20 protein-coding genes and 1 riboswitch are annotated in these 22,188 nt (G+C 72.7%); of the genes, 6 read left to right on the top strand and 14 right to left on the bottom strand.

Translation table 11 applies throughout. The features are described 5' to 3' along the window. Positions 1–26 precede the first annotated feature (26 nt). The 5 genes from ACZ7D7_RS16585 to ACZ7D7_RS16565 form a co-directional block, all read right to left on the bottom strand. Positions 27–659 carry a GTP-binding protein gene (locus tag ACZ7D7_RS16585; protein ID WP_470825023.1) on the bottom strand — a complete coding sequence of 211 codons (633 nt, stop codon included), beginning with the start codon at positions 657–659 and terminating at the stop codon, positions 27–29. Further along, positions 637–1,008, bottom strand: a complete 372-nt coding sequence (locus ACZ7D7_RS16580) for a DUF742 domain-containing protein (protein WP_470825346.1) — start codon at positions 1,006–1,008, stop codon at positions 637–639. The genes ACZ7D7_RS16585 and ACZ7D7_RS16580 overlap by 23 nt, the downstream gene beginning before the upstream one ends. Before the next feature lie 2 nt (positions 1,009–1,010). Then, the gene (locus tag ACZ7D7_RS16575; protein ID WP_470825022.1) at positions 1,011–1,445 is read right to left on the bottom strand and encodes a roadblock/LC7 domain-containing protein; all 435 of its coding nucleotides are present in this window, start codon (positions 1,443–1,445) and stop codon (positions 1,011–1,013) included. A gap of 113 nt (positions 1,446–1,558) precedes the next feature. Continuing rightward, positions 1,559–4,162: a sensor histidine kinase gene (locus ACZ7D7_RS16570; protein WP_470825021.1), complete on the bottom strand. Its 2,604-nt coding sequence runs from the start codon at positions 4,160–4,162 to the stop codon at positions 1,559–1,561. A 560-nt stretch (positions 4,163–4,722) separates the two neighbouring features. Beyond that, entirely contained in the window at positions 4,723–5,502 is a 780-nt protein-coding gene (locus tag ACZ7D7_RS16565; RefSeq protein WP_470825019.1) for an NAD(P)H-dependent oxidoreductase, read from the bottom strand. 177 nt (positions 5,503–5,679) lie between these two features. Between ACZ7D7_RS16565 and ACZ7D7_RS16560 the strand changes: the two genes are divergently transcribed. The 3 genes from ACZ7D7_RS16560 (at position 5,680) to ACZ7D7_RS16550 (ending at position 8,250) form a co-directional block, all read left to right on the top strand. Next, positions 5,680–6,561 carry a helix-turn-helix transcriptional regulator gene (locus tag ACZ7D7_RS16560; RefSeq protein ID WP_470825018.1) on the top strand — a complete coding sequence of 294 codons (882 nt, stop codon included), beginning with the start codon at positions 5,680–5,682 and terminating at the stop codon, positions 6,559–6,561. 41 nt (positions 6,562–6,602) lie between these two features. Beyond that, the gene (locus ACZ7D7_RS16555; RefSeq protein ID WP_470825017.1) at positions 6,603–7,622 is read left to right on the top strand and encodes a pyridoxal-phosphate dependent enzyme; all 1,020 of its coding nucleotides are present in this window, start codon (positions 6,603–6,605) and stop codon (positions 7,620–7,622) included. 175 nt (positions 7,623–7,797) lie between these two features. Continuing rightward, a complete protein-coding gene (locus tag ACZ7D7_RS16550) occupies positions 7,798–8,250 on the top strand; it encodes a TY-Chap domain-containing protein (protein ID WP_470825015.1) in 453 nt (150 codons plus the stop codon). A 451-nt stretch (positions 8,251–8,701) separates the two neighbouring features. On the opposite strand, the gene ACZ7D7_RS16545 is transcribed toward ACZ7D7_RS16550, so the two are convergent. Next, complete coding sequence (locus ACZ7D7_RS16545; protein WP_470825014.1) at positions 8,702–9,895, bottom strand: MBL fold metallo-hydrolase; 1,194 nt, start codon at positions 9,893–9,895, stop codon at positions 8,702–8,704. A 199-nt stretch (positions 9,896–10,094) separates the two neighbouring features. Between ACZ7D7_RS16545 and ACZ7D7_RS16540 the strand changes: the two genes are divergently transcribed. Next, the gene (locus tag ACZ7D7_RS16540; protein WP_470825013.1) at positions 10,095–11,273 is read left to right on the top strand and encodes a glutamate dehydrogenase; all 1,179 of its coding nucleotides are present in this window, start codon (positions 10,095–10,097) and stop codon (positions 11,271–11,273) included. 195 nt (positions 11,274–11,468) lie between these two features. Then, positions 11,469–12,089 carry a TetR/AcrR family transcriptional regulator gene (locus tag ACZ7D7_RS16535; protein WP_470825012.1) on the top strand — a complete coding sequence of 207 codons (621 nt, stop codon included), beginning with the start codon at positions 11,469–11,471 and terminating at the stop codon, positions 12,087–12,089. Between the two features lie 257 nt (positions 12,090–12,346). Here ACZ7D7_RS16535 and ACZ7D7_RS16530 read toward each other — a convergent pair whose 3' ends face one another. Both ACZ7D7_RS16530 and ACZ7D7_RS16525 read right to left on the bottom strand, forming a co-directional pair. Further along, positions 12,347–13,132: an SGNH/GDSL hydrolase family protein gene (locus ACZ7D7_RS16530; RefSeq protein ID WP_470825344.1), complete on the bottom strand. Its 786-nt coding sequence runs from the start codon at positions 13,130–13,132 to the stop codon at positions 12,347–12,349. A gap of 275 nt (positions 13,133–13,407) precedes the next feature. Continuing rightward, the gene (locus ACZ7D7_RS16525) at positions 13,408–14,358 is read right to left on the bottom strand and encodes a M23 family metallopeptidase (protein WP_470825010.1); all 951 of its coding nucleotides are present in this window, start codon (positions 14,356–14,358) and stop codon (positions 13,408–13,410) included. Positions 14,359–14,360: 2 nt separating this feature from the next. Continuing rightward, a riboswitch (cyclic di-AMP (ydaO/yuaA leader) is annotated at positions 14,361–14,526 on the bottom strand. A 467-nt stretch (positions 14,527–14,993) separates the two neighbouring features. On the opposite strand from ACZ7D7_RS16525, the gene ACZ7D7_RS16520 reads away from it, so the two are divergent. Beyond that, complete coding sequence (locus ACZ7D7_RS16520) at positions 14,994–15,791, top strand: tyrosine-protein phosphatase (protein WP_470825009.1); 798 nt, start codon at positions 14,994–14,996, stop codon at positions 15,789–15,791. Positions 15,792–15,816: 25 nt separating this feature from the next. Here ACZ7D7_RS16520 and ACZ7D7_RS16515 read toward each other — a convergent pair whose 3' ends face one another. From ACZ7D7_RS16515 to hpnH, 6 genes are all read right to left on the bottom strand, one after another. Further along, complete coding sequence (locus tag ACZ7D7_RS16515; protein ID WP_470825007.1) at positions 15,817–15,936, bottom strand: DUF6126 family protein; 120 nt, start codon at positions 15,934–15,936, stop codon at positions 15,817–15,819. Continuing rightward, positions 15,933–16,556 (bottom strand): helix-turn-helix domain-containing protein, encoded by a 624-nt coding sequence (locus ACZ7D7_RS16510; RefSeq protein ID WP_470825006.1) that lies wholly within the window; start codon positions 16,554–16,556, stop codon positions 15,933–15,935. The genes ACZ7D7_RS16515 and ACZ7D7_RS16510 overlap by 4 nt, the downstream gene beginning before the upstream one ends. Positions 16,557–16,659: 103 nt before the next feature. After that, a complete protein-coding gene (locus ACZ7D7_RS16505; RefSeq protein ID WP_470825005.1) occupies positions 16,660–18,078 on the bottom strand; it encodes an aspartate aminotransferase family protein in 1,419 nt (472 codons plus the stop codon). Then, positions 18,075–19,973 (bottom strand): 1-deoxy-D-xylulose-5-phosphate synthase, encoded by a 1,899-nt coding sequence (gene dxs / locus ACZ7D7_RS16500; RefSeq protein WP_470825004.1) that lies wholly within the window; start codon positions 19,971–19,973, stop codon positions 18,075–18,077. The genes ACZ7D7_RS16505 and dxs overlap by 4 nt, the downstream gene beginning before the upstream one ends. A 27-nt stretch (positions 19,974–20,000) precedes the next feature. After that, positions 20,001–21,158 (bottom strand): flavodoxin-dependent (E)-4-hydroxy-3-methylbut-2-enyl-diphosphate synthase, encoded by a 1,158-nt coding sequence (ispG, locus tag ACZ7D7_RS16495; RefSeq protein ID WP_470825002.1) that lies wholly within the window; start codon positions 21,156–21,158, stop codon positions 20,001–20,003. Positions 21,159–21,163: 5 nt separating this feature from the next. Beyond that, on the bottom strand, positions 21,164–22,186 hold the full coding sequence (hpnH, locus tag ACZ7D7_RS16490; RefSeq protein ID WP_470825000.1) for an adenosyl-hopene transferase HpnH: 1,023 nt from the start codon (positions 22,184–22,186) through the stop codon (positions 21,164–21,166). Positions 22,187–22,188: the final 2 nt, after the last annotated feature.

Here is a 22,188-nt window from a genome sequence, read left to right as displayed (position 1 = left end):
GGTCTCCGTGGCGGGTGCGGGGTGGGTCACCGGTGGGCGCCGCCGGTGGCGGGCTCCGGGGCGTGGGCGATGAGGTGGCGGACGAGGGTCAGCAGGGTCTGGACCCCGGAGCTGGAGATCCGGGCGTCGCAGCACACGACGGGGATCTCCGGCGGGAGGTCGATGGCGGCGCGCACCTCCTCGGGGTCGTAGCGGAAGCCGCCGTCGAACTCGTTGACGGCGACGACGAAGGCGAGGCCGCGCTGTTCGAAGAAGTCGACGGCGGCGAAGCAGTCCTCGAGGCGGCGGGTGTCGGCGAGGACGACCGCGCCGAGCGCGCCCTCGCACAGTTCGTCCCACATGAACCAGAAGCGTTCCTGGCCGGGCGTGCCGAACAGGTACAGCACGTGCTGCCGGTCGAGGGTGATGCGGCCGAAGTCCATGGCCACGGTCGTCTCGACCTTGTTCTCGATGCCCTCCAGGTCGTCGGTGGCGGCGCCGGCGGTGGTGAGGAGTTCCTCCGTGCTGAGGGGCGCGATCTCGCTGACCGCGCCCACGAAGGTCGTCTTGCCCACGCCGAACCCGCCCGCCACCAGGATTTTCAGCGCGGTCGGGAACGGGTCGGTGCCGTCGTCGTGGCTCACGTGGCTCTCGTGGTCAGAGCTGGCGTCGTAGTCCATCGAGCACTGCCTCTAGAAGGGCCCGGTCCGTGGGGTGGTGGGGGAACACGGGGGGTTTGGTGGTGAGCGCGCCGCAGTCCAGCAGGTCCGCCAGCAGCACTTTGGTGACGGCCGCGGGCAGCCGCAGGTGGGCGGCGATCTCGGCGACCGGGACGGGTGCGCGGCACAGGGTGAGCGCCTGTGCGTGCTCCGGGCCGAGGAGGCCGAGGGGGGTGACCCCGGTGGCCATCACCTGCGACAGCAGGTCGAGTGCGACGCTGGGCCGGGTCCGGCCGTTGCTGACGGTGAAGGGGCGCACCAGCCGTCCGGCCGCGTCGTCGAGCCACGGCCCGTCGCCGGCCGCCGCCACGCTCAAGGCCTCAGCGCCGGGGATTCGACGGCGTGCTGCCGGGGAGCGGTCATGAGGTAGGGGCGCACGCTCTTGACGAGCATCGCCATCTCGTAGCCGAGGACGGCGGCGTCGGCCTCGCGGCCCGCGAGCACGGCGAGGCAGGTGCCGGATCCGGCGGTGGTGACGAACAGCAGCGTGGAGTCGAGTTCGACGACGACCTGCCGTACGTCGCCGCCGTCGCCGAAGCGGATTCCGGCGCTGCGGCCGAGCGAGTACAGGCCGGACGCCAGGGCGGCCATGTGGTCGGCGCTGTCGGGGTCGAGGCCGTGCACGGACTTCACGAGCCCGTCGCAGGACAGCAGGACCGCGCTGGTGGTGTGCGGGACGCGCTGCACGAGGCCGCTCATCAGCCAGTCGAGGTCGGATACCTGGCCGGTCGGCGCATCGCTCGCCATGGTGGATCGACTCCTTGGGGTACGAAGGTCCGCGGGCGCGCCGGCAGCCGCGGGTGTGGGGGCGTGGGGACGGAACGTGATCGCTTCGGTGGGGGTGGTCATCCGGCTGGTGGTCATCCGGCTGGTGCGCTCCCGTCGTGCCGGGCGGTGTGGTCGGGGTGGGGTGCGGCACGGCCGCCGGCGTGCGTACCGTGCGCGTCGCCGTCGCCGTAGCCGGCCGGGCGGGCGCCTCCGGAGGCCCGGACCGCGAGGGTCGCACTGCCGGTCGGCGCGGCGGGCGGAGCGGGGTGGGCGTGACCGGGATCCGGGTGGCGGGGCTCCGGGTGGCGGGGCGCCGGGTGGCCGGGATCCAGGTGGTCGGGATCCCCGTGGCTGGGAGCCGTAAGGCCCGGATCCCGGTGGCCGGCAACCGTGGGACCGGGGTCCAGGTGGCCGGCAACCGTGAGACCGGGAGCCAGGTGGACGGGATCCACGTGGCTGGGATCCCTGAGGCCCGGATCCAGGTGGCCGGGATCCAGGTGGCCGGATTCCGGGTGGGCCAGTGCCGGGTGGGCCGGTGCCGTACCGGCGGGGCCCGCGGCGTCGAACTCGCCGGGCGCCAGGTGCTGTTGGGCCTCGGCGAGGCCGATGCCGCGCTGGAAGGCGGCCATCAGTCCCGGGTCGTGGCCGGGCACGTCGTCGGTGTCCCGGCGGGGCACCGGGCCGTCGCGCAGCTGGGGCACGAGGTGCTCCTGGGCACGGCGCCGGGGCAGCCCGGGCTTGGCCATGGTGCCGCGCACGGTCGCGGCGCGCGGCAGGGGCGGCACGCCCTCGTGCTCGGCCAGGACCCGACGCTTCTCGGGACGGATGCCGGAGACGGCGTCGGCCGGGGTGGGGCGTTCGTGGTGGGCCCCGCGCACGGGAAGCGGCGGCGGCCCGTCGCCGTCCCGCGCGGCGGCGTGCCGCGCGCCGCGCCGCTGGGGCGGCAGCGGGGCACCGGACTGCGGCGCGCCGCCGGGGACGACGGGAGTGCCGGAGCTGCTGAGGGCATCGGGGACGACGGGGGTGCCGGAGCTACCGGCGGCGCCGGGGATGACGGAGGTGCTGGGGGTGTCAGGAGCGCCGGGGACGTCGGCGCCTGCGGCGTGCGGTACGACGGGCTGGTGCGGGAGGTGGTCGGCGGCGGCCGGGAGGCCGGGAGCGCCGTGCTGCGGGGCCGCGTCCGGGACGCCGAGGACGCCCGTTGCGTCACCTGCCGCTCCTGGTACGCCCGTTGCCGACTCCCGTACACCTGCTGCCATGTCTCGTGCACCGGCTGCCGGGCCCCCTACGCCGGCCGCCGCGTCCCGTACGCCTCCTGCCACGTCCCGTACCCCGGCCGCCGCGTCCCGTACGCCCGCCGTCGCGGCCCGTACGCCCGCCGTCGTGGCCGGCGGTACCGCTGCGGGCGCCCCGGCCCCGGTGCCGTACTGCTGCTGCCCGTTCGCCGTCGAGGGCCGGTGCGGCCTCGGTACGGCTCCGGAGGCGGCCGGCGCCGGGCCCAGCAGGTCCTGCGGTACGACGAGCACCGCCTGGACGCCGCCGTAGATGTTGGACTGGAGGCGCACCGAGATGCCGTGCCGCCGGGCGAGTTGGGAGACGACGTACAGGCCGATGCGGCCGTCGGCGAGGAGGCCGGCGACGTTGACCTGGTCCGGGTCCGAGAGCACGGCGTTCATCCGGCTCTGTTCCTCGGCGGGCATGCCGAGGCCGCGGTCCTCGACCTCGACGGCGAGTCCGGAGGTGACGAGGCCGGTGCGGAGCAGGACCTGGGTGTGCGGGGCGGAGAACACCGTGGCGTTCTCGACGAGTTCGGCCAGCAGGTGGATGACGTCGGCGACGACGTGGCCGCGCAGTTCGCCGTCGACCGGCGGGACGAGTTTCACGCGGGAGTACTGCTCGACCTCGGCGATGGCCGAGCGCAGCACCTCGGTCATGGGGACCGGGTTGCTCCACTGCCGGCGGGAGACGGCACCGCCGAGCACGGCGAGGTTCTCGGAGTGGCGGCGGATGCGGGTGGCGAGGTGGTCGACGTGGAAGAGGCCCTTGAGGAGGTCGGGGTCCTCGATCTCGTTCTCCAGCTCGTCCAGCGTGGAGATCTCGCGGTGGACGAGGGACTGAAGCCGCCTGGCGAGGTTGACGAAGACCTCGAGCTTCTGTTCGCTGCCGGCCTGACTGGAGAGCTGGGAAGCCTGGACGACGGCGGTGACGGCGCCGTCGTGGGCGCGGCCGAGGTCGGCGGCGAGGAGTTCGAACTCGTCGGCGTCCGCGGCCGGCCGACTGCGGGGCCTGCGCCGGGGCGGCCCCTCGCCGCGCCGCAACTGCTCGACGAGCGTACGCAGTTCGGCTTCGCCGCGGGCGGTGCTGCGGCGCAGGCCGGCGATGCGGTCGTGCACGGTGCGGGCGGCGCGGTTGGCGGCGACGGCGGCTATGACGACACCGGCGACGGTCACGGAGAACGCCCCGGCGAGCACGGCCCACAGGGCGGGTGAGGGCGCGGCGCCGGTGGAGCGGACGGTGAACAGGACGGCCGCGCAGCCGCTGAGGGCGACGGCGACGGGCGGGAGCACGGCCATGCGCAGCAGTTGGGGCCGCAGGCGGGCGTCGGTCAGCGCGGGGGCGGTGCGGGCGACCGGCCGCCCGTGCCGCCCGCCCTCACGGCGGTCGGCGCGTCCGGCCGGTGCGCGGAGGTGAGACATCGGTGTCCTCGTACTGTCCGTCGGTCGGGGCCCGGCAGTACGGGCCGCACGCGGTCCGCGCGAGCCGGCGTGGGTCGTCGCGGTGTCGGTGGGCAGGCCCGGGTGATGCGGCCCTGCGTCGCCCGACGGACACTCACAGTAGTTGCCAACGGTTCATGTGCGGTGGGCAGTTGACAAACTTGTACGGCGAGCGTCCCGCTCTGGTATGAGAGTTCGCACGCCTGACCGACGATCCTGCCGACCACTCGCTCACGAACGGTCGGAGCCCCGTATGACCTGGTCAACACCGATCAGAGGTGGGCGGCGGGGTTCCGGGCACCGCAGCCCTTCCAGGGCGCCGCCGCCCGTCGCCCCCGCTTCCGAACGGCTCGGAGCGACGTCTCCGGGCCGTCGAAGGAACACGACCGGCCGCACCCGGACCGCCCGGCGGGATCACGGGCAGTACACGGCGAACGAGGCGTTCAGCCATCTCGGCACCGACGGTGACGGCACGCTGTCGCCGGCCGGGGCCGGCCGGGCCCCGGGTACTCCGGACGGCCGGCCGGGCCGAACGAGCGACGTCAGCCGCGCACGTGCAGCCCGAAGCCCGTGCGGCCCGCCGGCTCCAGGCCCTCCTTCAGGCTCAGGGAGGGGATCTCGTAGTCACCGAAGTTCTGCCGCCGGAAGGGGATCGGCTCGGTCGACTCCAGGGTGAGCAGGCGTCGCTCCCATGCCTTCGCGACGTCCGGGTAGTCCTCGTCGGTCACCCGGTCGGTGCCGTACAGCACGAAGGGCGGCAGCACCTCGATGCCCGGGTAGTAGAGGATGCCGTGGTGGATCGGGAACAACAGGTCGTCGATGGGGCCGTTGATCCCGCGGGCGGCGTAGTGCGACTCCGGTCCGCCGACCGTCACCGACAGCAGGGCCCTCCTGCCGGCGAGGGTGCCTTCGCCGAAGCGGTCGCCGTACTTGGTGTCGCTGTGCTCGCCGACGCCGTACGCGAAGTGGTAGGTGAACACCCGGTCCACCCAGCCCTTGAGGATCGCGGGCATCGTGTACCACCACAGCGGGAACTGGAGGATGACCGTGTCGGCCCACAGCAGCTTCTCCTGCTCGGCGCGTACGTCCGGGGTGAGCGTCCCGGCGTCGAAGGCCCGGCCCGAGTCCGCCGCGACCTTCAGAGGACTTGAGGCGTTCGGGCCGTAGTCCGCGGCGTCCACGACCGCCTTCCAGTTCATCGCGTACAGATCGCTCACCCGTACCTCGTGCCCGGCGTTCTCCAACGTGGACACGGCGAGATCCTTCAGCGAGCCGTTGAGGGACTTCGGCTCCGGATGGGCGTGAACGATGAGCGTCTTCATGGAACTCCTTCGGACCGGCCGCCGTCGGTTCGGCGTCTTCGATGCGGTGCCTTCGATCCTGGGCTGCGGCGGCGCCCGCGTTCAGGGGCTCCTCGTCCGTCGGACGGGACTTCCTGGTTACGGCAGGGCCACCGTCACGGGCGCCACCGCGGGCACCGCCGCGCCCATACTGGGGGCATGGACGATCTCGCCGGCTTCCTGCGGACGCGGCGTTCCCGGGTCGACCCGGCGGCCTTCGGCATTCCCGCCGACAGCCGCCGCCGGGTCGAAGGGCTGCGCCGAGAAGAGGTCGCGCATCTGTCCGGAGTCAGCGTCGACTACTACGTACGTCTGGAGCAGGGCCGTGCGAGACAGCCCTCCGGGCAGGTCCTCGACGCGCTCGCCCGGGTCCTCGGCCTCGACGAGACCGAACGCGGCCACCTCCACCGGCTCGCCCGGCAGCGCCCCCGTCGCGCGAAGGCGCCGGGCGGGCGGGTCAGGCCCGAACTGCTGCGCGTCCTCGACCTGGTGGCCGACGGACCCGCGCTGATCATGGATCACCGCCTGGACGTACTCGCCGGGAACCGCCTCGCCGGGCTCCTCTACGGGCGGCCGGTGCCGGGTCTGAACACGGCCCGGCACCTCTTCCTGGAGGAGGCCGAGCGCGGCCTCTACGCGGACTGGGAGAACTGCACGCTCGACGTCGTCGGGCACCTGCGCCTGGCCGCCGGGAAATTCCCCGACGATCCCCGTCTCGCGTCGCTCATCGGCGAGTTGGCGATGGGCAGCGAGCGATTCCGCCGCCTCTGGGCCCGTGCGGACGTGCGCGCCCGCACCCATGGACGCAAGGCGTACCACCACCCGCTCGTCGGACCTCTGGAACTGCACCAGGAGAACTTCGCACTGCCGGACGAATCAGGCATGGAGCTCCTGGTGCTGTCCGCGGCGCCCGGCAGCCCCGCCGAGGACGGACTGCGCCTGCTCGCGGGCCTGGGCGCGGACAGCAGTGACGCTCGCCCCCCGGTGAACACTCGGCCCGCGGACGGCGTCCTGCCGGGCGCATACGACGGGCGCCCGTGACCGGTGGTGCGGCGACAATCAGGACCGGCGCGAGCGCCGGCGTGCTGATCACACCGGTCAACGCGCTCATCAGGCGGATGAGGGAGTACGTGGTGGAGAAGCTGACGTTGTCGGCGTGGCCCACGCCGATGGAGCCGGCACGCCGACTGGCCCGGGCGATCGGCCTGGAACCCGACGATCTGTGGATCAAACGGGACGACCTGACCGGACTCGGCGGCGGCGGAAACAAGGTCCGCAAGCTGGAGTGGCTGATCGCTGACGCCCTGCGGCACGGGGCGGACACCCTGGTCACCACCGGAGGCCCGCAGAGCAACCACGCCCGGCTCACCGCCGCAGCAGGAGCCCGGGCGGGCCTGGACGTGGTGCTGGTCATGCCGGGCCACGGCCGCCCGGACCAGCCGGGCGGGAACCTGCTCCTGGACGCCGCCCTCGCCGCACGCATCGTGTGGGCCGGCGACGCGGCCCTCACCGAGCTGGCCGGACAGGCCGAGAGGACCTGCGCCGAGCTCCGTGAACGGGGAGCGGCACCGTATCTGGTGCCGTTCGGCGGATCCGGCCCCCTGGGAGCCCGGGGCTACCGCGAGGCGGGCGAGGAGATCCTCGCCCAGCAGCCCGCCGTCCGGCACGTCGTCACCGCTCTCGGCTCCGGCGGCACGATGGCCGGCCTGGTCGCCGCCCTCGGACCCGAACGGGTCCTCGGCGTCGACGTAGGCGCGCTGCCCGACCCGGCCTCCGCAGCCGCCGCGTTCGCCTCGGAGCTCACCGGCAGCCCGGTGGCGCCCGGGCACCTGCGCGTACGAAGCGACCAGGTGGGCGAGGCGTACGGGGTCCTGCACGAACCCGTGCTGGACGCCGTCACCACGACGGCACGCACCCAAGGCGTCGTCCTGGACCCGGTCTACACCGGACGCGCCGCCGCGGGTCTGATGGCGGCGGTGCGCGACGGCGGCATCCGGCCCGGAGAGCGCACGGTCCTGCTGCACACCGGCGGCCTGCCGGGGCTGTTCGGCCACGCCGCGGCGGCAGCCCGCATCGGGCAGACCCTGCGCACCTGGCCCTGACAACCGGCCGCCGTCCACCCCGCTCCGGACCACCCCGGCCTGGACGCGCCGCCGACCGCGTGCGTTGGGCGGTGCCGCTGCCGGTCGACGGCGCGCGACCGGTTCTCCCCTCGCGCTGATCCAGCGAAAGGCCCATGTGGGGTGACTCACCGATCGGTGCCGGTACGTTGGCCCGATGGACGAGGCGTGGAACGAGTTCCGTGACCGGCTGCGGGCGGAAGTGGCCGGTATGCGTGCGGGGGACACCCTGGTGGTCTCCGAGCCCGATCCCGAGCCGGCGCCGGTGCCCGCCGCCCCGGGGCGGCGCTGGTGGCAGCGGCGCCCCAAGGCCCGGCAGGAGACCGGGCGTTACGTGCAGTTCATGAGGTGGGACGACGGGTTCGGCGCCGAATGCGTCTCGTCGGCGTACCGGAAGACGACCGAGGCGCAGAAGCAGCGGCTGCTGTCGCTCGGCTGGTCCGACCCGGACACCCACCCGCCGCGCAGCGGGCGCTCGGAGAATCACGAGATGTGGTTCGGCCTCGACGAGGTCGACCGGCTTGCCCGGATCTCCACGGACTCGCTCCGCGTTCTGGGCGAGGAGCCGCCCGACGCGCAGTGGACCTGGCGGAAGGACCCGCCGGCCTGAGCGGCCGGAGCGGCCGGAGGGCTTCTTCCGGATCGCCTCGCCGACCACACGGCATGGGCCACCGCGGACGATCACGGTGACGCAAGTCCGCGGTGTTCATGCTGTCCGACTGCCTGCGCGCCGAACTGGCCGCCGAGAAGATCGGCGTCAGCACCGTCTGCCCCGGCATCGTGCAGACCGACATCACTCGGACGACGACCTTCTCGGGGCCCGGCGCAGGACCAGGCCGCCCGCCAGGAGAAGGTCACCGGCCTGTACGCACGCCGCGGCTACCCACCGGAGAAGGCGGCCGCCCAGGTCCTGCGCGCGGTGCGCCGCCGCCGGGCGGCGGTCCCGGTGACCGTGGAAGCCGAACTGGCCCGGATCACCCGCAGGCTGGCGCCGGCCGCGGTGCGCTGGGGAGCGCCGATCGGCCTCCAGGAAATCCCCGGGTGCGGCTCCCCACCCGCTCTCACCGATCGCCCGCCAGGTCGAGATCGCGCCCGGGAGACCCGCCGGGATCCTCCACCTGCTCCGGCCTGCGCCACGGACGATCGATCGGATGGGACACCCCACGCCACCAGGGATCCGAGGGCAGCGTCCCTCCGGGCTCGAACGGCTCACCGGGACGGGGAAGCGCCACCGCCTGGCCGGCCTCCTCGGCCGCGTCCCTCGTCCACTCCCCCGGCTCCGCCCACGGATGCGGGGCGAGGTTGAACGTGCCCCAGTGGATGGGCAGCAGCACCCCGGCCGGGCTGCCGCCCTGGAGGTCCAGGTGGGAGCGGACGCCCTCGTCCGGGGTCATGTGGATGTCCGGCCAGAACGCGCTGTAGGCCCCGATCTGGATCATCGTCGCGTCGAACGGCCCGTGCGCGGCGCCGATGTCCTTGAAGCCCTCGAAGTAGCCGGTGTCGCCGCTGTGGAAGACGCGGTGCCGCTCACCGGCGACGACCCACGACGCCCACAGCGTGTGCTGGGTGTTGCTGATGCCACGCCCGCAGAAGTGGCGTGCCGGGGTGGCCGTCAGGGTCAGTCCGCCGACCCGCGTCGACTCGTGCCAGTCCAGCTCGCGCAGCCGGTCCGCGGACACGCCCCAGCGCTCCAGGTGGGCGCCGACGCCCAGTGGCACGGCGAACACCGTGTCCGTGCCGGCCAGCGCCTTGATCGTGGGCATGTCCAGGTGGTCGTAGTGGTCGTGGGAGATCACGACGACGTCGACGGGGCCGAGCGCGGCCAGGGGCAGGGGCACGGGGTGCAGCCGCCGGGGACCGGCGAACGGGAACGGGGAGCAGCGCTCGCCCCACACCGGGTCGAACAGCACGCGCTGTCCGTCGATCTCCGCGAGCACGCTGGAATGACCGATCCACGTCAGCCGGAGGCCGGTCGCGGGGGCCTGGGCGAGGTCGGCGGCCGTCGTGGTGTGCAGGGGAATGGCGCCGCGGGGTGACCGGCGGGGGCGGGCCTCCTTGTCGAAGTAGACCTTGGCGAAGGAGCGTGCCGAGCCGGACGGGCGGGTCCGGGCGACGCCTCCTGGGTTCTGGAAGACACCGTCCTTGAAGTGCGGCGATCTGCGGATGCGCGCCATGCGCTCGCCGCTCGGGTCCGCGCCGAACGCCGCGGGCCGCAGCGCGCGGAGCCCGGAGCCCGGGAAACGGAAACCGGCCACGGTACCTCCAGGTGGAGTCGTCAGACATCCATTATGGGCGGCCCCACCGACACCGCCGGTCCCGCTCCGTCACATTCCGGCCCACGGTGCGCGCCGCGTCTGCGTACGTTGACAGGGGGGCCGCTCCCGGCGATGCTGACCCGCGGTTCAGTAGACCACCCCCTTACGGACCAGCCCTTTTCCCGTGTCAGGAGACCCCGTGGCCAGCCCTTTGTTGTCCCTCACCTGGACCGACCACATCACCGGTCGCCGGGGCTTCCTGGTCGTGGACCGGCTGGTGCGCGGGGTGGCCAGCGGGGGCCTGCGGATGCGCGAGGGCTGCACGGCCGAGGAGGTCGCCGGACTTGCGCATGGCATGTCCATGAAGGAGGCGCTGCACTACGACCCGCGGGCGCGGTACGTCCCGCTGGGCGGCGCCAAGGGCGGCATCGACTGCGACCCCCGGGACCCCGAGGCGTACGGGCTGCTGGTGCGCTACCTGCGGGCGGTGCGGCCGTACGTGGAGTGCTGCTGGACCACGGGTGAGGACCTCGGGCTCAGCCAGGACACGGTGGACCGGGCGGCCGTCGAGGCCGGGCTCGTCTCGTCGGTGCAGGCGGTGTACCCGCTGCTGGACGACGAGTCGGCCGCCCGGCGCCGGCTCGCGGACGCCTTCGCCGTGGAGGTGGACGGCATCGGGCTCGGCGAGCTGGTCGGCGGCTGCGGGGTCGCCGAGGCCACGCTCACCGCGCTGGACCGGGCGGGAGTGCCGTACGCCGGTACCCGTGTCGCGTTGCAGGGGCTCGGCACGATGGGCGGGGCCACCGCCCGGTTCCTGGCGCGGGCGGGACTGACGGTGGTCGCGGTGGCCGACGTCAAGGGCACCATCGTCAACCCCGAAGGCCTCGACGTGGAGGCGCTGCTCGCCGCGCGGGACTCGCACGGCACGGTGGACCGCGGCGCGCTGCGGGCCCGCGACCGCGAACTGCCCCCGGACGCCTGGCTGTCCGCCGACGCGGAGGTACTGGTGCCGGCGGCGGTGTCGTACGCCGTGGACGTCTCCAACGAGGCGCGGATCACCGCCCGCCTCGTCGTCGAGGCGGCCAACATGCCCGTGCTGCCGGACGCGGAGGAACTGCTGGCCGCGCGCGGTGTGACCGTACTGCCGGACGTGGTGGTGAACTCCGGCACCAACGCCTGGTGGTGGTGGACGCTGTTCGGGGACATCGGCGCGGACCCGGACGAGGCGTTCGCGCGCGTGCGCCGCTCGATGCGGGACCTGGTGGACGGGGTGCTGGGCCGTGCGGCGGCAGACGCGACGAGTCCGCGGGCCGCCGCCCACGCCGTCGCCGAGGAGCGGCTGGAAGCGATCGCCGAGCGGTTCGGCTGGTACCGCTAGTGATGTGGCCGGGAAGGTCCGCCGGGTGGCCCGCGGCGTCCTGTGGTCCACGCGGGCCGCGCGCGAGCGGTGCGCCGCAGGGCGGAGCGTCTCCGGCACCCTGGGTGTACGCGGGCGGCGCGACGACGCGGCACGGTGCCGTGCCGGGCGGCGCGAGCCGGCGAACCCTCCCGGTCACAGCGCTAGGGTGACGTCGTGGCGAGAGTGCGGTTGGGCGTCGCGGAGCGGCGCGCCGAGATCATGCGGGCCGCCGTCGAGCAGATCGAGGCGCGCGGCGTGGTCGCCGTCCGGATCGCCGACGTGGCCGCCGCGCTCGGGGTGAGCAACGCCCTCGTGCTGTACCACTTCTCCTCGAAGGAGAAGCTGGTCGCCGCCGCCTTCGAGCACGCCGCCGAGGACGACCTCGCCCGGCTGCGCGCCCTGCTCGGCCGCCGCACGACGGCGCTGCGCCGACTGCGGGCCGTCGTGCGGTGGTACGCCCCGACCGGGCAGGCCAAGGGCTGGCGGCTGTGGATCGAGGGCTGGGCGGCGGCCCTGCGCGAGCCGGTGCTGCGCGAGGTGACGGGCGACCTGGACCGGCGTTGGAAGGCGGCGATCGCCGAGGTCATCGCGGAGGGCGTGACCGCGGGCGAGTTCCGCTGCGCCGACCCCGCGGGCGCGGCGCTGCGCCTCACCGCGCTGCTCGACGGGCTCGCCGTCCAGCTCACGTCCTACCCGGGCACGCTCTCCCCGGCCCGCGCCCAACAGTGGGCCGACGCGGCCCTCGCCCGCGAACTGGACCTCGCACCGGAGGAGTTGACGGCAGCGGAGCGCTGAGACGCCCACGGCGGTGACGGAGCGGTGTGACGCCAGCCGGGGTGACAGGGCGGCAGGACGTCCGCCGGGTCGACGCCCTCAGGGGGCAGCGCGGCCAGACACCCGCCGCGGTGACGGAGCGACGGGACACCCCGCCAGGGTGACGGGACGGTGGGACGCCCGCCGGACCGGCGGAGCGGCGAGACGCCCGTCCGAGTGGCCGCTCGTGCCGCCCCGCCACCGCCCTTTCCACGCGCACTGCCCCGCCGTCGCCCCCCTCAGGCCACCGGGGCGATCCGCATCCTGATGTCGTCCGGCGACAGCATGCCCTTGGCCGTCACATGGTCCCCGGAGGACTCGCCGCGCAGCCGGCGCCCGATCCACGGCACCAGGTACTCCCGCGCCCAGTGCACGTCGTCGCGCCGGATCTCCAGCGTGCCGCGCGGCGGCAGCGGCGGCCAGGGCTGCTCCGGGTCGGCCGGGATCTCCAGGCCGAGGACCTGGCCCGCGCGCAGCGCCACGCGGGTGTGCCCCTCCGGGGAGAGGTGCAGCCGGTCCGCGTCCCACGCCCTGCGGTCCTGGATGCTCTTCAGGGACCACAGGTCGAGCACGGGGCAGCCGTACCGGTCCGCGACGGCACGGACGTGACCGTTGTAGGTGGCGATCTTGCCGCGCAGGTGCCTGAGGACGGGCATGGTCCGGGTGTCGAAGCCGGTCGTCACCATCACGGTGCCCGCGACGGCGGTGAGCGCGGCGACCGCCCGCTCGAACCGCTCGGCCACCTCGTCGGGGTCGGTGCCGGGCCGCAGGATGTCGTTGCCCCCGGCGCAGAAGGAGACCAGGTCCGGGGCGAGTTCCACCGCCCTGGGGAGCTGGTCCGCGACGATCTGGTCGAGCAGTTTTCCGCGCACGGCGAGGTTGGTGTACTGGAAGTCGCCCTCGGGCCGCCGGTCGGCGAGCAGTACCGCGAAGCGGTCGGCCCAGCCGACGAACGCCCCGTCGGGGCCGGGGTCGCCCACGCCCTCGGTGAAGCTGTCCCCCACCGCCACGTACGACCCGATCACTGATCTGCTGTCATTCTTCGAATCGTCTGCCACATCGATCCATTTTTCACCGTCGAATGTGACCTACGCGACCGTAGGCAGGGGTTGACGGACGGTGAGATAAGCCACGCCTGAAGTCTTGGTCAACTCGGGAATAGACGGGGCGGGTTATGGGGCGGGTTCACGCGCCGGGAACGGGAACGGGAACGGGAACGCCGAAGGCCGGACCCGGGGATCGGGGTCCGGCCTTCGGCCGCGTGTCAGGCGGGTGGCCGCGCCGAGGGGCGGCCGGTGCGTCAGGCGCCGGGGGCGCCGTGCGAGCGCAGGTACGCCATCGGGTCCACGTCCGAGCCGTAGTCCGGCGTGGTCCGGATCTCGAAGTGCAGGTGCGGACCGGTCGAGTTGCCGGTCGAGCCGGAGAGGCCGACCTGCTGGCCCGCGGTCACGCTCTGACCGGCCGAGACCGACAGGGAGGACAGGTGGGCGTACTGGGCGTAGTGGCCGTCGCTGAGCTTGATGACGACCTGGTTGCCGTACGCGCCCGCCCAGCCGGCGGAGACGACGGTGCCGGCGCCGACGGCCTTCAGGGACGTGCCGGTCGGGACGACGAAGTCGACGCCGGTGTGGTAGCCGCTGGACCACATGCTGCCGGCGACCTTGTAGGCGGTGCCGACGCCGGAGCCGGAGACGGGGAGCGTGAAGCCGGAGGACTGCGCGGCCGGCGCCGCGGCGTTGGCCGACGGCGAGGCGGAGGAGTCGGAGGACGACGACTTCGACGCGGACGACTCGGAGGCGGACGACTTCGTCGACGAACCGGAAGAAGCAGACGAAGGCGACTCGGCCGACGGCTTGGCGGTGGTCGTCGCGGCCTTCTTGCCCAGGGCCAGCTTCTGGCCCGGGAGGATCAGCGAGGGGTCGCTTCCGACGGTCTCGCGGTTGTCCTCGTACAGCTTCTTCCAGCCGCCGCTGACATTCTGCTCGTCGGCGATCTTCGAAAGGTAGTCGCCGCCCTTGACAGTGTAGGTCCGCGGGGCGGAGTTCTTCGCGGCGCTCTTCTCGGGGGCCTTGTTCTGCGCCACCGGAAGGGACTGAACGGCCTTTTCGGAAACCGGCTGCGCGGGGGCGGCGTTGGCGCCGGTGGCCCCGAGAAGCGGAAGCGCGAGTGCGGCGCCGCCGGTTCCGGCGACGGCGATGGATCGGGTGAAACGCTGTGACTTCGTACGGCGGTGCTTACCCTTCGCGGGCATGGCGAATTCCTCTCCGGCGCCTACGAGGTGAGCTGTCGGGTTCGGGCTGGAGATGCCCGGCCGCGTCTGCTGCGCGACTTCACCCCAAGCCAGTTCCGGAGACCGGAACAGGCGGTTGTACCTGTGGGTCCCCCGCTCCTGCCGTACACGGGTCAGTGTGTGCGGGCTTCCGGGCGGCGGCAGGATTAGGCGTCCGTCCGGATCGGTGGCGAACGTAAGCGACCGGATGGCACGGGGACAAGCCCGGGAATGCCTGCGGACGCTTTACCGGCGGCCGTTCGGGACTTTTCCGGTCACCGAGCGTGGATTAAGGATCTTTCGCTCTTCTTCAATCCCCAGGAAATGCACCTGAATTACGTGAACATGGCGACAGCGGATCGTCACGATTATGACGCTGCTCACGCACCACACCCCATCTCCCTTGCTATCGGGGCGCGTTATACCCAAACACTCGATTCGGACTAATGACCCACTGGGCGACATAGAGGCTCACCGGCAAAAGGGTGCCCGATTTCATCCTGTTTGCAGCTGACGGGGGTGATGCGTCCCTCTCTTATGGCCCGGTGGGCGTGTCGTATCGTCGACACGTGCCCGTCGGTGAGCCGCGCCGTCGGGGCCGAGTGGGAGGAGCCCTCGTGACGCAGCAGGTCCCGTCGACCGAGCCCGAGCTGGCCGGAGTGCGCAACTTCCGTGACGTCGGCGGACTGCCGACCGTGGACGGCCGCCGGGTGCGGCACGGCGTGCTGTTCCGCAGCGGCCACCTCGCGCACGCGACGCAGGAGGACGCCGCCTTCCTCGCCTCCCTCGGCCTGCACACGATCTTCGACTTCCGCAACGCGGCCGACCAGAAGCTCGAGGGCCCGGACGTCGAGCTGCCGGGCGTGCGCAATGTGAACCTGCCGCTGAGCGACCCGGCCGACGGTGCCGAGTTCTGGAAGATGGTGCGCGACGGCGACCTCGACCAGCTGCGCGCGATCCTGTCGGACGGCAAGGGCGCGGACCGCATGATCGCCTCGTACCGGATGATCATCAAGGAGCGCACCGCGGAGCACTCCCGGGTGCTGCGGGCGCTCGCCGAGGACAGCGTCCCGGCTCTGATGCACTGCGCGGCGGGCAAGGACCGCGCGGGCCTGTCCGTCGCGGTGACCCTGCTGGCCGTGGGCGTCGAGCGGGACGCGATCGTCGAGGACTACCTGAAGTCCAACGCCAAGCACCGCCGCTACAAGGTGCGCCGCAGCGGCACGTCGGCCTCGGCCTACTCCCCCGAGGTCATGGAGCTGCTCAACCCCCTCTTCGACGCGCGCGCCGAGTACCTCACGGCGGCCTTCGAGACGATCGAGGAGACCTGGGGCGGCGTGGAGGCCTATCTGGAGCAGGGCCTCGGGGTCACACCCGAGACCCGGGAGCGGCTGCGCGAACGCCTCCTCGACTGACGTCCCGGCCGGGGCGGCGGCGGAGCTACTTGGCGCCGACCTCGAAGAGCAGCCAGACGAACGCGGCGAAGACGTGCCCCACGGCGATGTAGATGAACAGCCGCACCCACAGGGCGCGCGGGAACTTCTCCTCGATGTCGCTCATGGCGTCGCTCCGGTGATCGGGCCCAGGCACAGCGTGGCCGTGGGGCTCTGCAGCAGGGTGTGGACGAAGAGGAGCTCGACCCCGTCCGGGCCGTCCGCGGCGATGCGGTGCGGGGTCAGCGAGTCGAAGTGCGCGCTGTCCCCCGGGTCGAGCCGGTGCAGGGTGTCGCCGAGGCGCAGCCGCAGCCGGCCCTTGAGCACGTGCAGCCACTCCTCGCCGGGATGGACGCGCACGATGTCGCCCTGCGCCCCGTACGGCACGCGGACCCGCAGGGCCTGCATGCCGCGTCCGGGCGCCCCTGCCTGCCAGTACGTCCAGCCGCCCGCCGCCGTCGGCTCCATGTCGGCGGCCCGGACGACGGCGTCCCGTTCGGCGGCCCGCTCGCCGAGCAGCTCGGAGACCGTCGTACCGTAGATGCGGGCGAGGGCCAGCAGCATCGGCAGGGACGGCTGGCGCTGCCCCGTCTCCAGCCGGGACAGATGGGCGGGCGACAGGGCGGCGGCGCGGGCCGCGGCCTCCAGGGTGAGGCCCGCGCGGCGGCGCAGGGCGCGAAGCCGGGGCGCGACGAGCGGCCCCGCCTCGGGCGGCCCGTCCGGCGGGTCGGACTCGGGGTGGCTCATGCGTCCATTCAGCCCGAGCCTTGCCTCTCGGGCAAATTTCTTGCCTCAGAGGCAAAAGCCCCGGCGCGAGACCCTTGCGGTCGCCCGGCCGGGGCGGCGGCCGTCAGCGGTTGGCGATCGCCTGCTTCACCAGGGTCCTGCCGAAGTCCCAGATCAGCCCGCCGTCGTGCGCGTCGTCCATGACCGCGGTGAAGGCGTCGACGAACCGGTCGACCTCCCGCTCGCCGATGATCAGCGGCGGGATGAGCTTGATGACCTCCATGTGGTCGCCGGAGACCTGGGTGAGGATACGGTGCTTCTGGAGCAGCGGCACGACCACCATCTGCGCGAACAGTCCCTTGCGGGCGGCCTGGAGCATGGCCCACCGGCTGCGCAGCTTCAGCGAGCGCGGCCGGCCGAACTCGATGCCGATCATCAGGCCCCGGCCGCGGACGTCGGCGAGCATTTCATACCGGTCCACCAGTGCCGCCAGCCGGGACCTCAGCAGCTCGCCGGTGGTGCGGACGCCCGCCACGATCTGCTCGTTCTCCAGCACGGACAGTACGGCGAGGCCCGCCGCCATGGCCTGGGCGTTGGCCCCGAAGCTCGCCGAGTGGACCAGCACGCGGTCCATCGAGGAGTAGACCTTCTTGAAGATCCAGTCCTTGCCCAGCGTGGCACCGACCGGCACGTAGCCGCCGGACAGGGCCTTCGCCACGCACACCAGGTCCGGCTCGACGCCCTCCTCGTGCTGGTACGCGTAGAAGTCGCCGGTGCGGCCGAGGCCGGTCTGCACCTCGTCGGCGATGAGGAGTGCCTTGTGCCGGTGCAGCAGTTCCTGGGCGGCGCGCAGATGGCCGGGCGGCGCCTCGTGCACGCCCTTGCCCTGGATCGGCTCGACAACCAGCGCGGCGACGTCTCCCTTGCGCAACTCCCTTTCCAGCGCGTCGAGATCGCCGAGGGGCACGGCCGTGTCGGGCAGCAGCGGGGCGAAGCCGTCCCGGAAGCCGGCCTCGCCGTTCACCGACAGGGAGCCGGTGGTCAGGCCGTGGAAGGCGTGCTCGCAGTACAGCACGCGCGGCCTGCCGGTTGCGCAGCGGGCGAACTTCAGGGCGCCTTCGACGGCTTCGGTGCCGCTGTTGCCGAAGAAGACACGGTCCAGGTGCGGGCTGTGCGCCAGCAGCCGCTCGGCCAGGAGTCCGGGCAGGGGCTGGCAGTCGAACCGGGTGAGGTCGGCGAGGTCGAGGTCGAGGACGTCGTGCAGCGCCTTGCGGACCACGGGGTGGTGCCGGCCCAGGCCCATCACGCCGAACCCGGCGAGCATGTCCAGGTAGTCGTTGCCGTCGGCGTCCCAGAAGTAGGCGCCCTCGGCGCGCTCGTAGACCTTGTCGAAGCCGATGGTGTGCAGCATGCGCGGGAGCTGGTGGTTGAGGTGCCGGGTGTGCAGCTCGTAGCGCTCGGCTCCGCGTTCGGCCAGCAGCGCGCCGAGGTCGAACTCCCCGGCCTGCGGCGACGACGGCGACGCGGATTCCGCGGTGGTCATTGCGGTTGCTCCTTGGACAGCTCTTCCTTGACGGCCAGGCTCGCGCTGATCCGGCCCGCGATCTCGACGGGCGTGAGGCCGATGTCGGCGAGCACCTCGGCCCGTTTGGCGTGCGCGAGGAACTGCTCCGGGACGCCGAACCGCCGTACGGGCACGTCCACTTCGGCGTCGCCCAGGGCCAGCGCGACGGCCGACCCCACCCCGGCCGCGCGGCTGTTGTCCTCCACGACGGCCACCAGGCGGTGTTCGGCGGCGAGCGGGGGCAGCGCGGGGTCGACGGGCTTGACCCAGCGCGGGTCCACGACGGTGCAGCCGATGCCGCGGGCCTCCAGCAGCTCGGCGGCCCGCAGGCAGACGGGCGCCATCACGCCGACGGCGACCAGCAGGACCTCCGGCCGGCCCGGCGCCCGGTGCAGGACGTCGAGGCCGCCCACCCGGTCCACGGCCGGGATCTCGGGGCCCACGGACTCCTTGGGGAAGCGGACCAGGGTCGGCGCGTCGTGCACGGCGACCGCCTCCCGCAACTGGGCCCGCAGTTGGGCCGCGTCGCGGGGCGCGGCGATCCTGAGGCCGGGGACGACCTGGAGGACGGACAGGTCCCACATGCCGTTGTGGGAGGCCCCGTCGACGCCGGTGACGCCGGCCCGGTCCAGGACGAAGGTGACGCCGCACTTGTGCAGGGCGACGTCCATCAGCAGCTGGTCGAAGGCGCGGTTGAGGAAGGTGGCGTAGACGGCGACGACGGGGTGGAGTCCGCCGGTCGCCAGGCCCGCCGCCGAGACGGCCGCGTGCTGTTCGGCGATGCCGACGTCCCACACCCGGTCCGGGAACCGCTCGGCGAACGCGCCGAGGCCCACCGGGTGCAGCATGGCCGCCGTGATCGCCACGACGTCGTCGCGTTCCTCGCCGATGCGGACGATCTCCTCGCCGAACACCGAGGTCCAGGACGGTCCGGCCGACGGAGTGAGCGGCGCGCAGGTCAGCGGGTCCATCACGCCGACGGTGTGGAAGTGGTCCTCCTCGTTCGCGAGGGCGGGTTCGTAGCCGCGGCCCTTCTCCGTGAGGACGTGCACCAGGACCGGCCCGTGGAAGCGTTTCGCGCGGCGCAGCGCCGACTCGACGGCCCGGGTGTCGTGTCCGTCGATCGGGCCGACGTACTTCAGGCCCAGGTCCTCGAACAGGCACTGCGGGGCGAACGCGTCCTTGAAGCCCTTCTTCGCGCCGTGCAGCGCCTCGTAGACGGTGCCGCCGACCACGGGGGTGCGCTGGAGGACGTCCTTGCCCCAGGCCAGCACCTTCTCGTAGCCGTCGGTGGTGCGCAGCGCGGCGAGGTGGTGGGCGAGGCCGCCGATGGTCGGGGCGTAGGACCGTTCGTTGTCGTTGACGACGACGATCAGCGGCCGGTCCTTGGCGGCCGCGATGTTGTTCAGCGCCTCCCACGCCATGCCGCCGGTCAGGGCGCCGTCGCCGATCACCGCGACGACGTGCCCCAGTTCGCCCCGCACCTCGCGCGCCTTGGCGAGTCCGTCGGCCCAGCCGAGCGCGGTCGAGGCGTGGCTGTTCTCGATGACGTCGTGCTCGGACTCCTCGCGCGAGGGGTAGCCGGACAGGCCGCCCTTGCCGCGCAGCTTGGAGAAGTCCTGACGCCCCGTCAGCAGCTTGTGGACGTAGCTCTGGTGTCCGGTGTCCCACAGGATGCGGTCGGTGGGTGACTCGAAGACCCGGTGCAGGGCGACGGTGAGTTCCACCACGCCCAGGTTGGGCCCGAGGTGACCGCCGGTCCTGGACACCGCGTGCACCAGGAACTCCCGGATCTCGTCGGACAGTTGGCCGAGTTCCGGCTCGGACAGCGACATGAGGTCGTGTGGTCCCCGGATGTTCTCCAGAATCGTCACGCTCGGGCCCCCTTCGGTCCGTGCTGTTCAGCTCACGGTGACGGCCGGCTCCCCCGCCGCGACGCCGTCCTGCTCCATCTGTTCGGCGATCCTCATCGCTTCCTCGATGAGCGTCTCCACGATCTTCGACTCGGGGACGGTCCTGACGACCTCGCCCCTGACGAAGATCTGTCCCTTGCCGTTGCCGGAGGCCACGCCGAGGTCGGCCTCGCGCGCCTCGCCCGGACCGTTCACGACGCAGCCCATCACCGCGACCCGCAGGGGCACGTCCATGCCGTCCAGGCCGGCGGTGACCTCGTCGGCCAGCTTGTAGACGTCGACCTGGGCGCGCCCGCAGGACGGGCACGACACGATCTCCAGGTGCCGCTGTCTGAGTCCGAGCGACTGGAGGATCTGGAGGCCGGCCGTGACCTCCTCGGCGGGCGGCGCGCTCAGCGACACCCTGATGGTGTCGCCGATGCCCTGGGAGAGCAGCGCGCCGAAGGCGACGGCCGACTTGATGGTGCCCTGGAAGGCCGGGCCGGCCTCGGTGACGCCGAGGTGGAGGGGGTAGTCGCACTGGGCGGCGAGCCGGCGGTAGGCCTCGATCATCACGACCGGGTCGTTGTGCTTCACCGAGATCTTGATGTCGCGGAAGTCGTGCTCCTCGAAGAGGGACGCCTCCCACAGCGCGGACTCGACGAGGGCCTCGGGGGTGGCCTTGCCGTACTTCTGGAGCAGCCGGCGGTCCAGGGAGCCCGCGTTGACGCCGATGCGGATCGGCGTGCCGTGGTCCTTGGCCGCCTTGGCGATCTCGCGCACCTTGTCGTCGAACTGCTTGATGTTGCCCGGGTTCACGCGGACCGCGGCGCAGCCGGCCTCGATGGCCGCGAAGACGTACTTCGGCTGGAAGTGGATGTCGGCGATGACCGGGATCTGCGACTTGCGGGCGATCGTCGCGAGGGCGTCGGCATCGTCCTGCGTGGGGCAGGCCACGCGCACGATCTCGCAGCCCGTGGCGGTGAGTTCGGCGATCTGCTGGAGGGTGGCGCCGATGTCCGACGTACGGGTCGTCGTCATCGACTGCACCGACACCGGGGCGCCGCCCCCGACCGCCACCGGGCCGACCTGGATCCGCCGCGAGGCGCGCCGCTCGGCGACCGGCCGGGCCGGCGGTGCGGGCATGCCCAGGGGCACAGCGGTCATCGTCGTCACCCGCCGCTCGGCGCGACGGTCTCGCGCATGGCGCGCAGCGATTCCTTCAGGGAGCCCATGGTGGCGAGGACGGCGGTCGGCTCGTAGCCGCAGTGCGCCATGCAGTTGGCGCAGCGCGGGTCCTTGCCCCGGCCGTACTTGTCCCAGTCGGTGTCCTCGATCAGCTCCCGGTACGTCGGCACGTACCCGTCGCTCATCAGGTAGCAGGGCCGCTGCCAGCCGAACAGCGAGTAGTTCGGGATCGCCCACGCCGTGCACGGGAAGTCGACCTTGCCCTCCAGGAAGTCGAGGAACAGCGGGGAGTGGTTGAGCCGCCAGCGGCGCCGGTTGCCGCCCGCGAAGGCCTTCTTGAACAGCTCGCGGGTCTGCTCCACGCCCAGGAAGTGCTCCTGGTCGGGCGCCTTCTCGTAGGCGTAGGCGGGCGAGATCATCATCTCGTCCACCTTGAGGTCGTCGTTGAGGTAGTCGAGGACCTCGATGATCGTCTGCGGGGTGTCGGTGTTGAAGAACGTCGAGTTGGTGGTGACTCGGAAGCCGCGCCGCTTGGCCTCCTTGATGGCCGCCACCGCCTCGTCGAACACGCCCTCCTTCGCCACCGACTCGTCGTGCCGCTCGCGCAGCCCGTCGATGTGCACGGCGAACGCGAAGTACGGCGAGGGCGTGAACTTGTCCATCTTCCTGCGCAGCAGCATGGCGTTGGTGCACAGGAAGACGTATTTCCTCTTCGCGACCAACTGCCTGACGATCTCGTCGATCTGAGGGTGCATCAGGGGCTCTCCGCCGGCGATGGACACCATCGGCGCGCCGGACTCCAGCACCGCGCCCACCGCCTGGGCGACCGGCATGCGCTGCTTGAGCACCCCCGCCGGGTGCTGGATCTTGCCGCAGCCCTCGCACTTCAGGTTGCAGGCGAAGAGCGGCTCCAGCTCGACGATGAGGGGGAACTTGTCCCGCCTGCGGAGCTTCTGTTCGGCCAGGTAAGTAGCGACCTTGATGGACTGGCGCAGCGGCATGGCCATCT

Source organism: Streptomyces sp. NPDC037054 (assembly GCF_055606745.1).
Note: the sequence above shows the minus strand (reverse complement) of the source record. Positions and strands in the feature narration are given on the sequence as shown.

Excerpts from the sequence above, each read along its gene's own strand:
- ACZ7D7_RS16515 (WP_470825007.1), bottom strand. The coding sequence starts at position 15,936 with ATGAGCGACATCGAGGAGAAGTTCCCGCGCGCCCTGTGGGTGCGGCTG.
- ACZ7D7_RS16550 (WP_470825015.1), top strand. The coding sequence starts at position 7,798 with ATGGACGAGGCGTGGAACGAGTTCCGTGACCGGCTGCGGGCGGAAGTG.
- ispG (WP_470825002.1), bottom strand. The coding sequence starts at position 21,158 with ATGACCGCTGTGCCCCTGGGCATGCCCGCACCGCCGGCCCGGCCGGTC.
- ACZ7D7_RS16585 (WP_470825023.1), bottom strand. The coding sequence starts at position 659 with ATGGACTACGACGCCAGCTCTGACCACGAGAGCCACGTGAGCCACGAC.
- ACZ7D7_RS16525 (WP_470825010.1), bottom strand. The coding sequence starts at position 14,358 with ATGCCCGCGAAGGGTAAGCACCGCCGTACGAAGTCACAGCGTTTCACC.
- ACZ7D7_RS16510 (WP_470825006.1), bottom strand. The coding sequence starts at position 16,556 with ATGAGCCACCCCGAGTCCGACCCGCCGGACGGGCCGCCCGAGGCGGGG.
- ACZ7D7_RS16570 (WP_470825021.1), bottom strand. The coding sequence starts at position 4,162 with ATGTCTCACCTCCGCGCACCGGCCGGACGCGCCGACCGCCGTGAGGGC.
- ACZ7D7_RS16505 (WP_470825005.1), bottom strand. The coding sequence starts at position 18,078 with ATGACCACCGCGGAATCCGCGTCGCCGTCGTCGCCGCAGGCCGGGGAG.
- ACZ7D7_RS16560 (WP_470825018.1), top strand. The coding sequence starts at position 5,680 with ATGGACGATCTCGCCGGCTTCCTGCGGACGCGGCGTTCCCGGGTCGAC.
- ACZ7D7_RS16565 (WP_470825019.1), bottom strand. The coding sequence starts at position 5,502 with ATGAAGACGCTCATCGTTCACGCCCATCCGGAGCCGAAGTCCCTCAAC.
- ACZ7D7_RS16575 (WP_470825022.1), bottom strand. The coding sequence starts at position 1,445 with ATGGCGAGCGATGCGCCGACCGGCCAGGTATCCGACCTCGACTGGCTG.
- hpnH (WP_470825000.1), bottom strand. The coding sequence starts at position 22,186 with ATGGCCATGCCGCTGCGCCAGTCCATCAAGGTCGCTACTTACCTGGCC.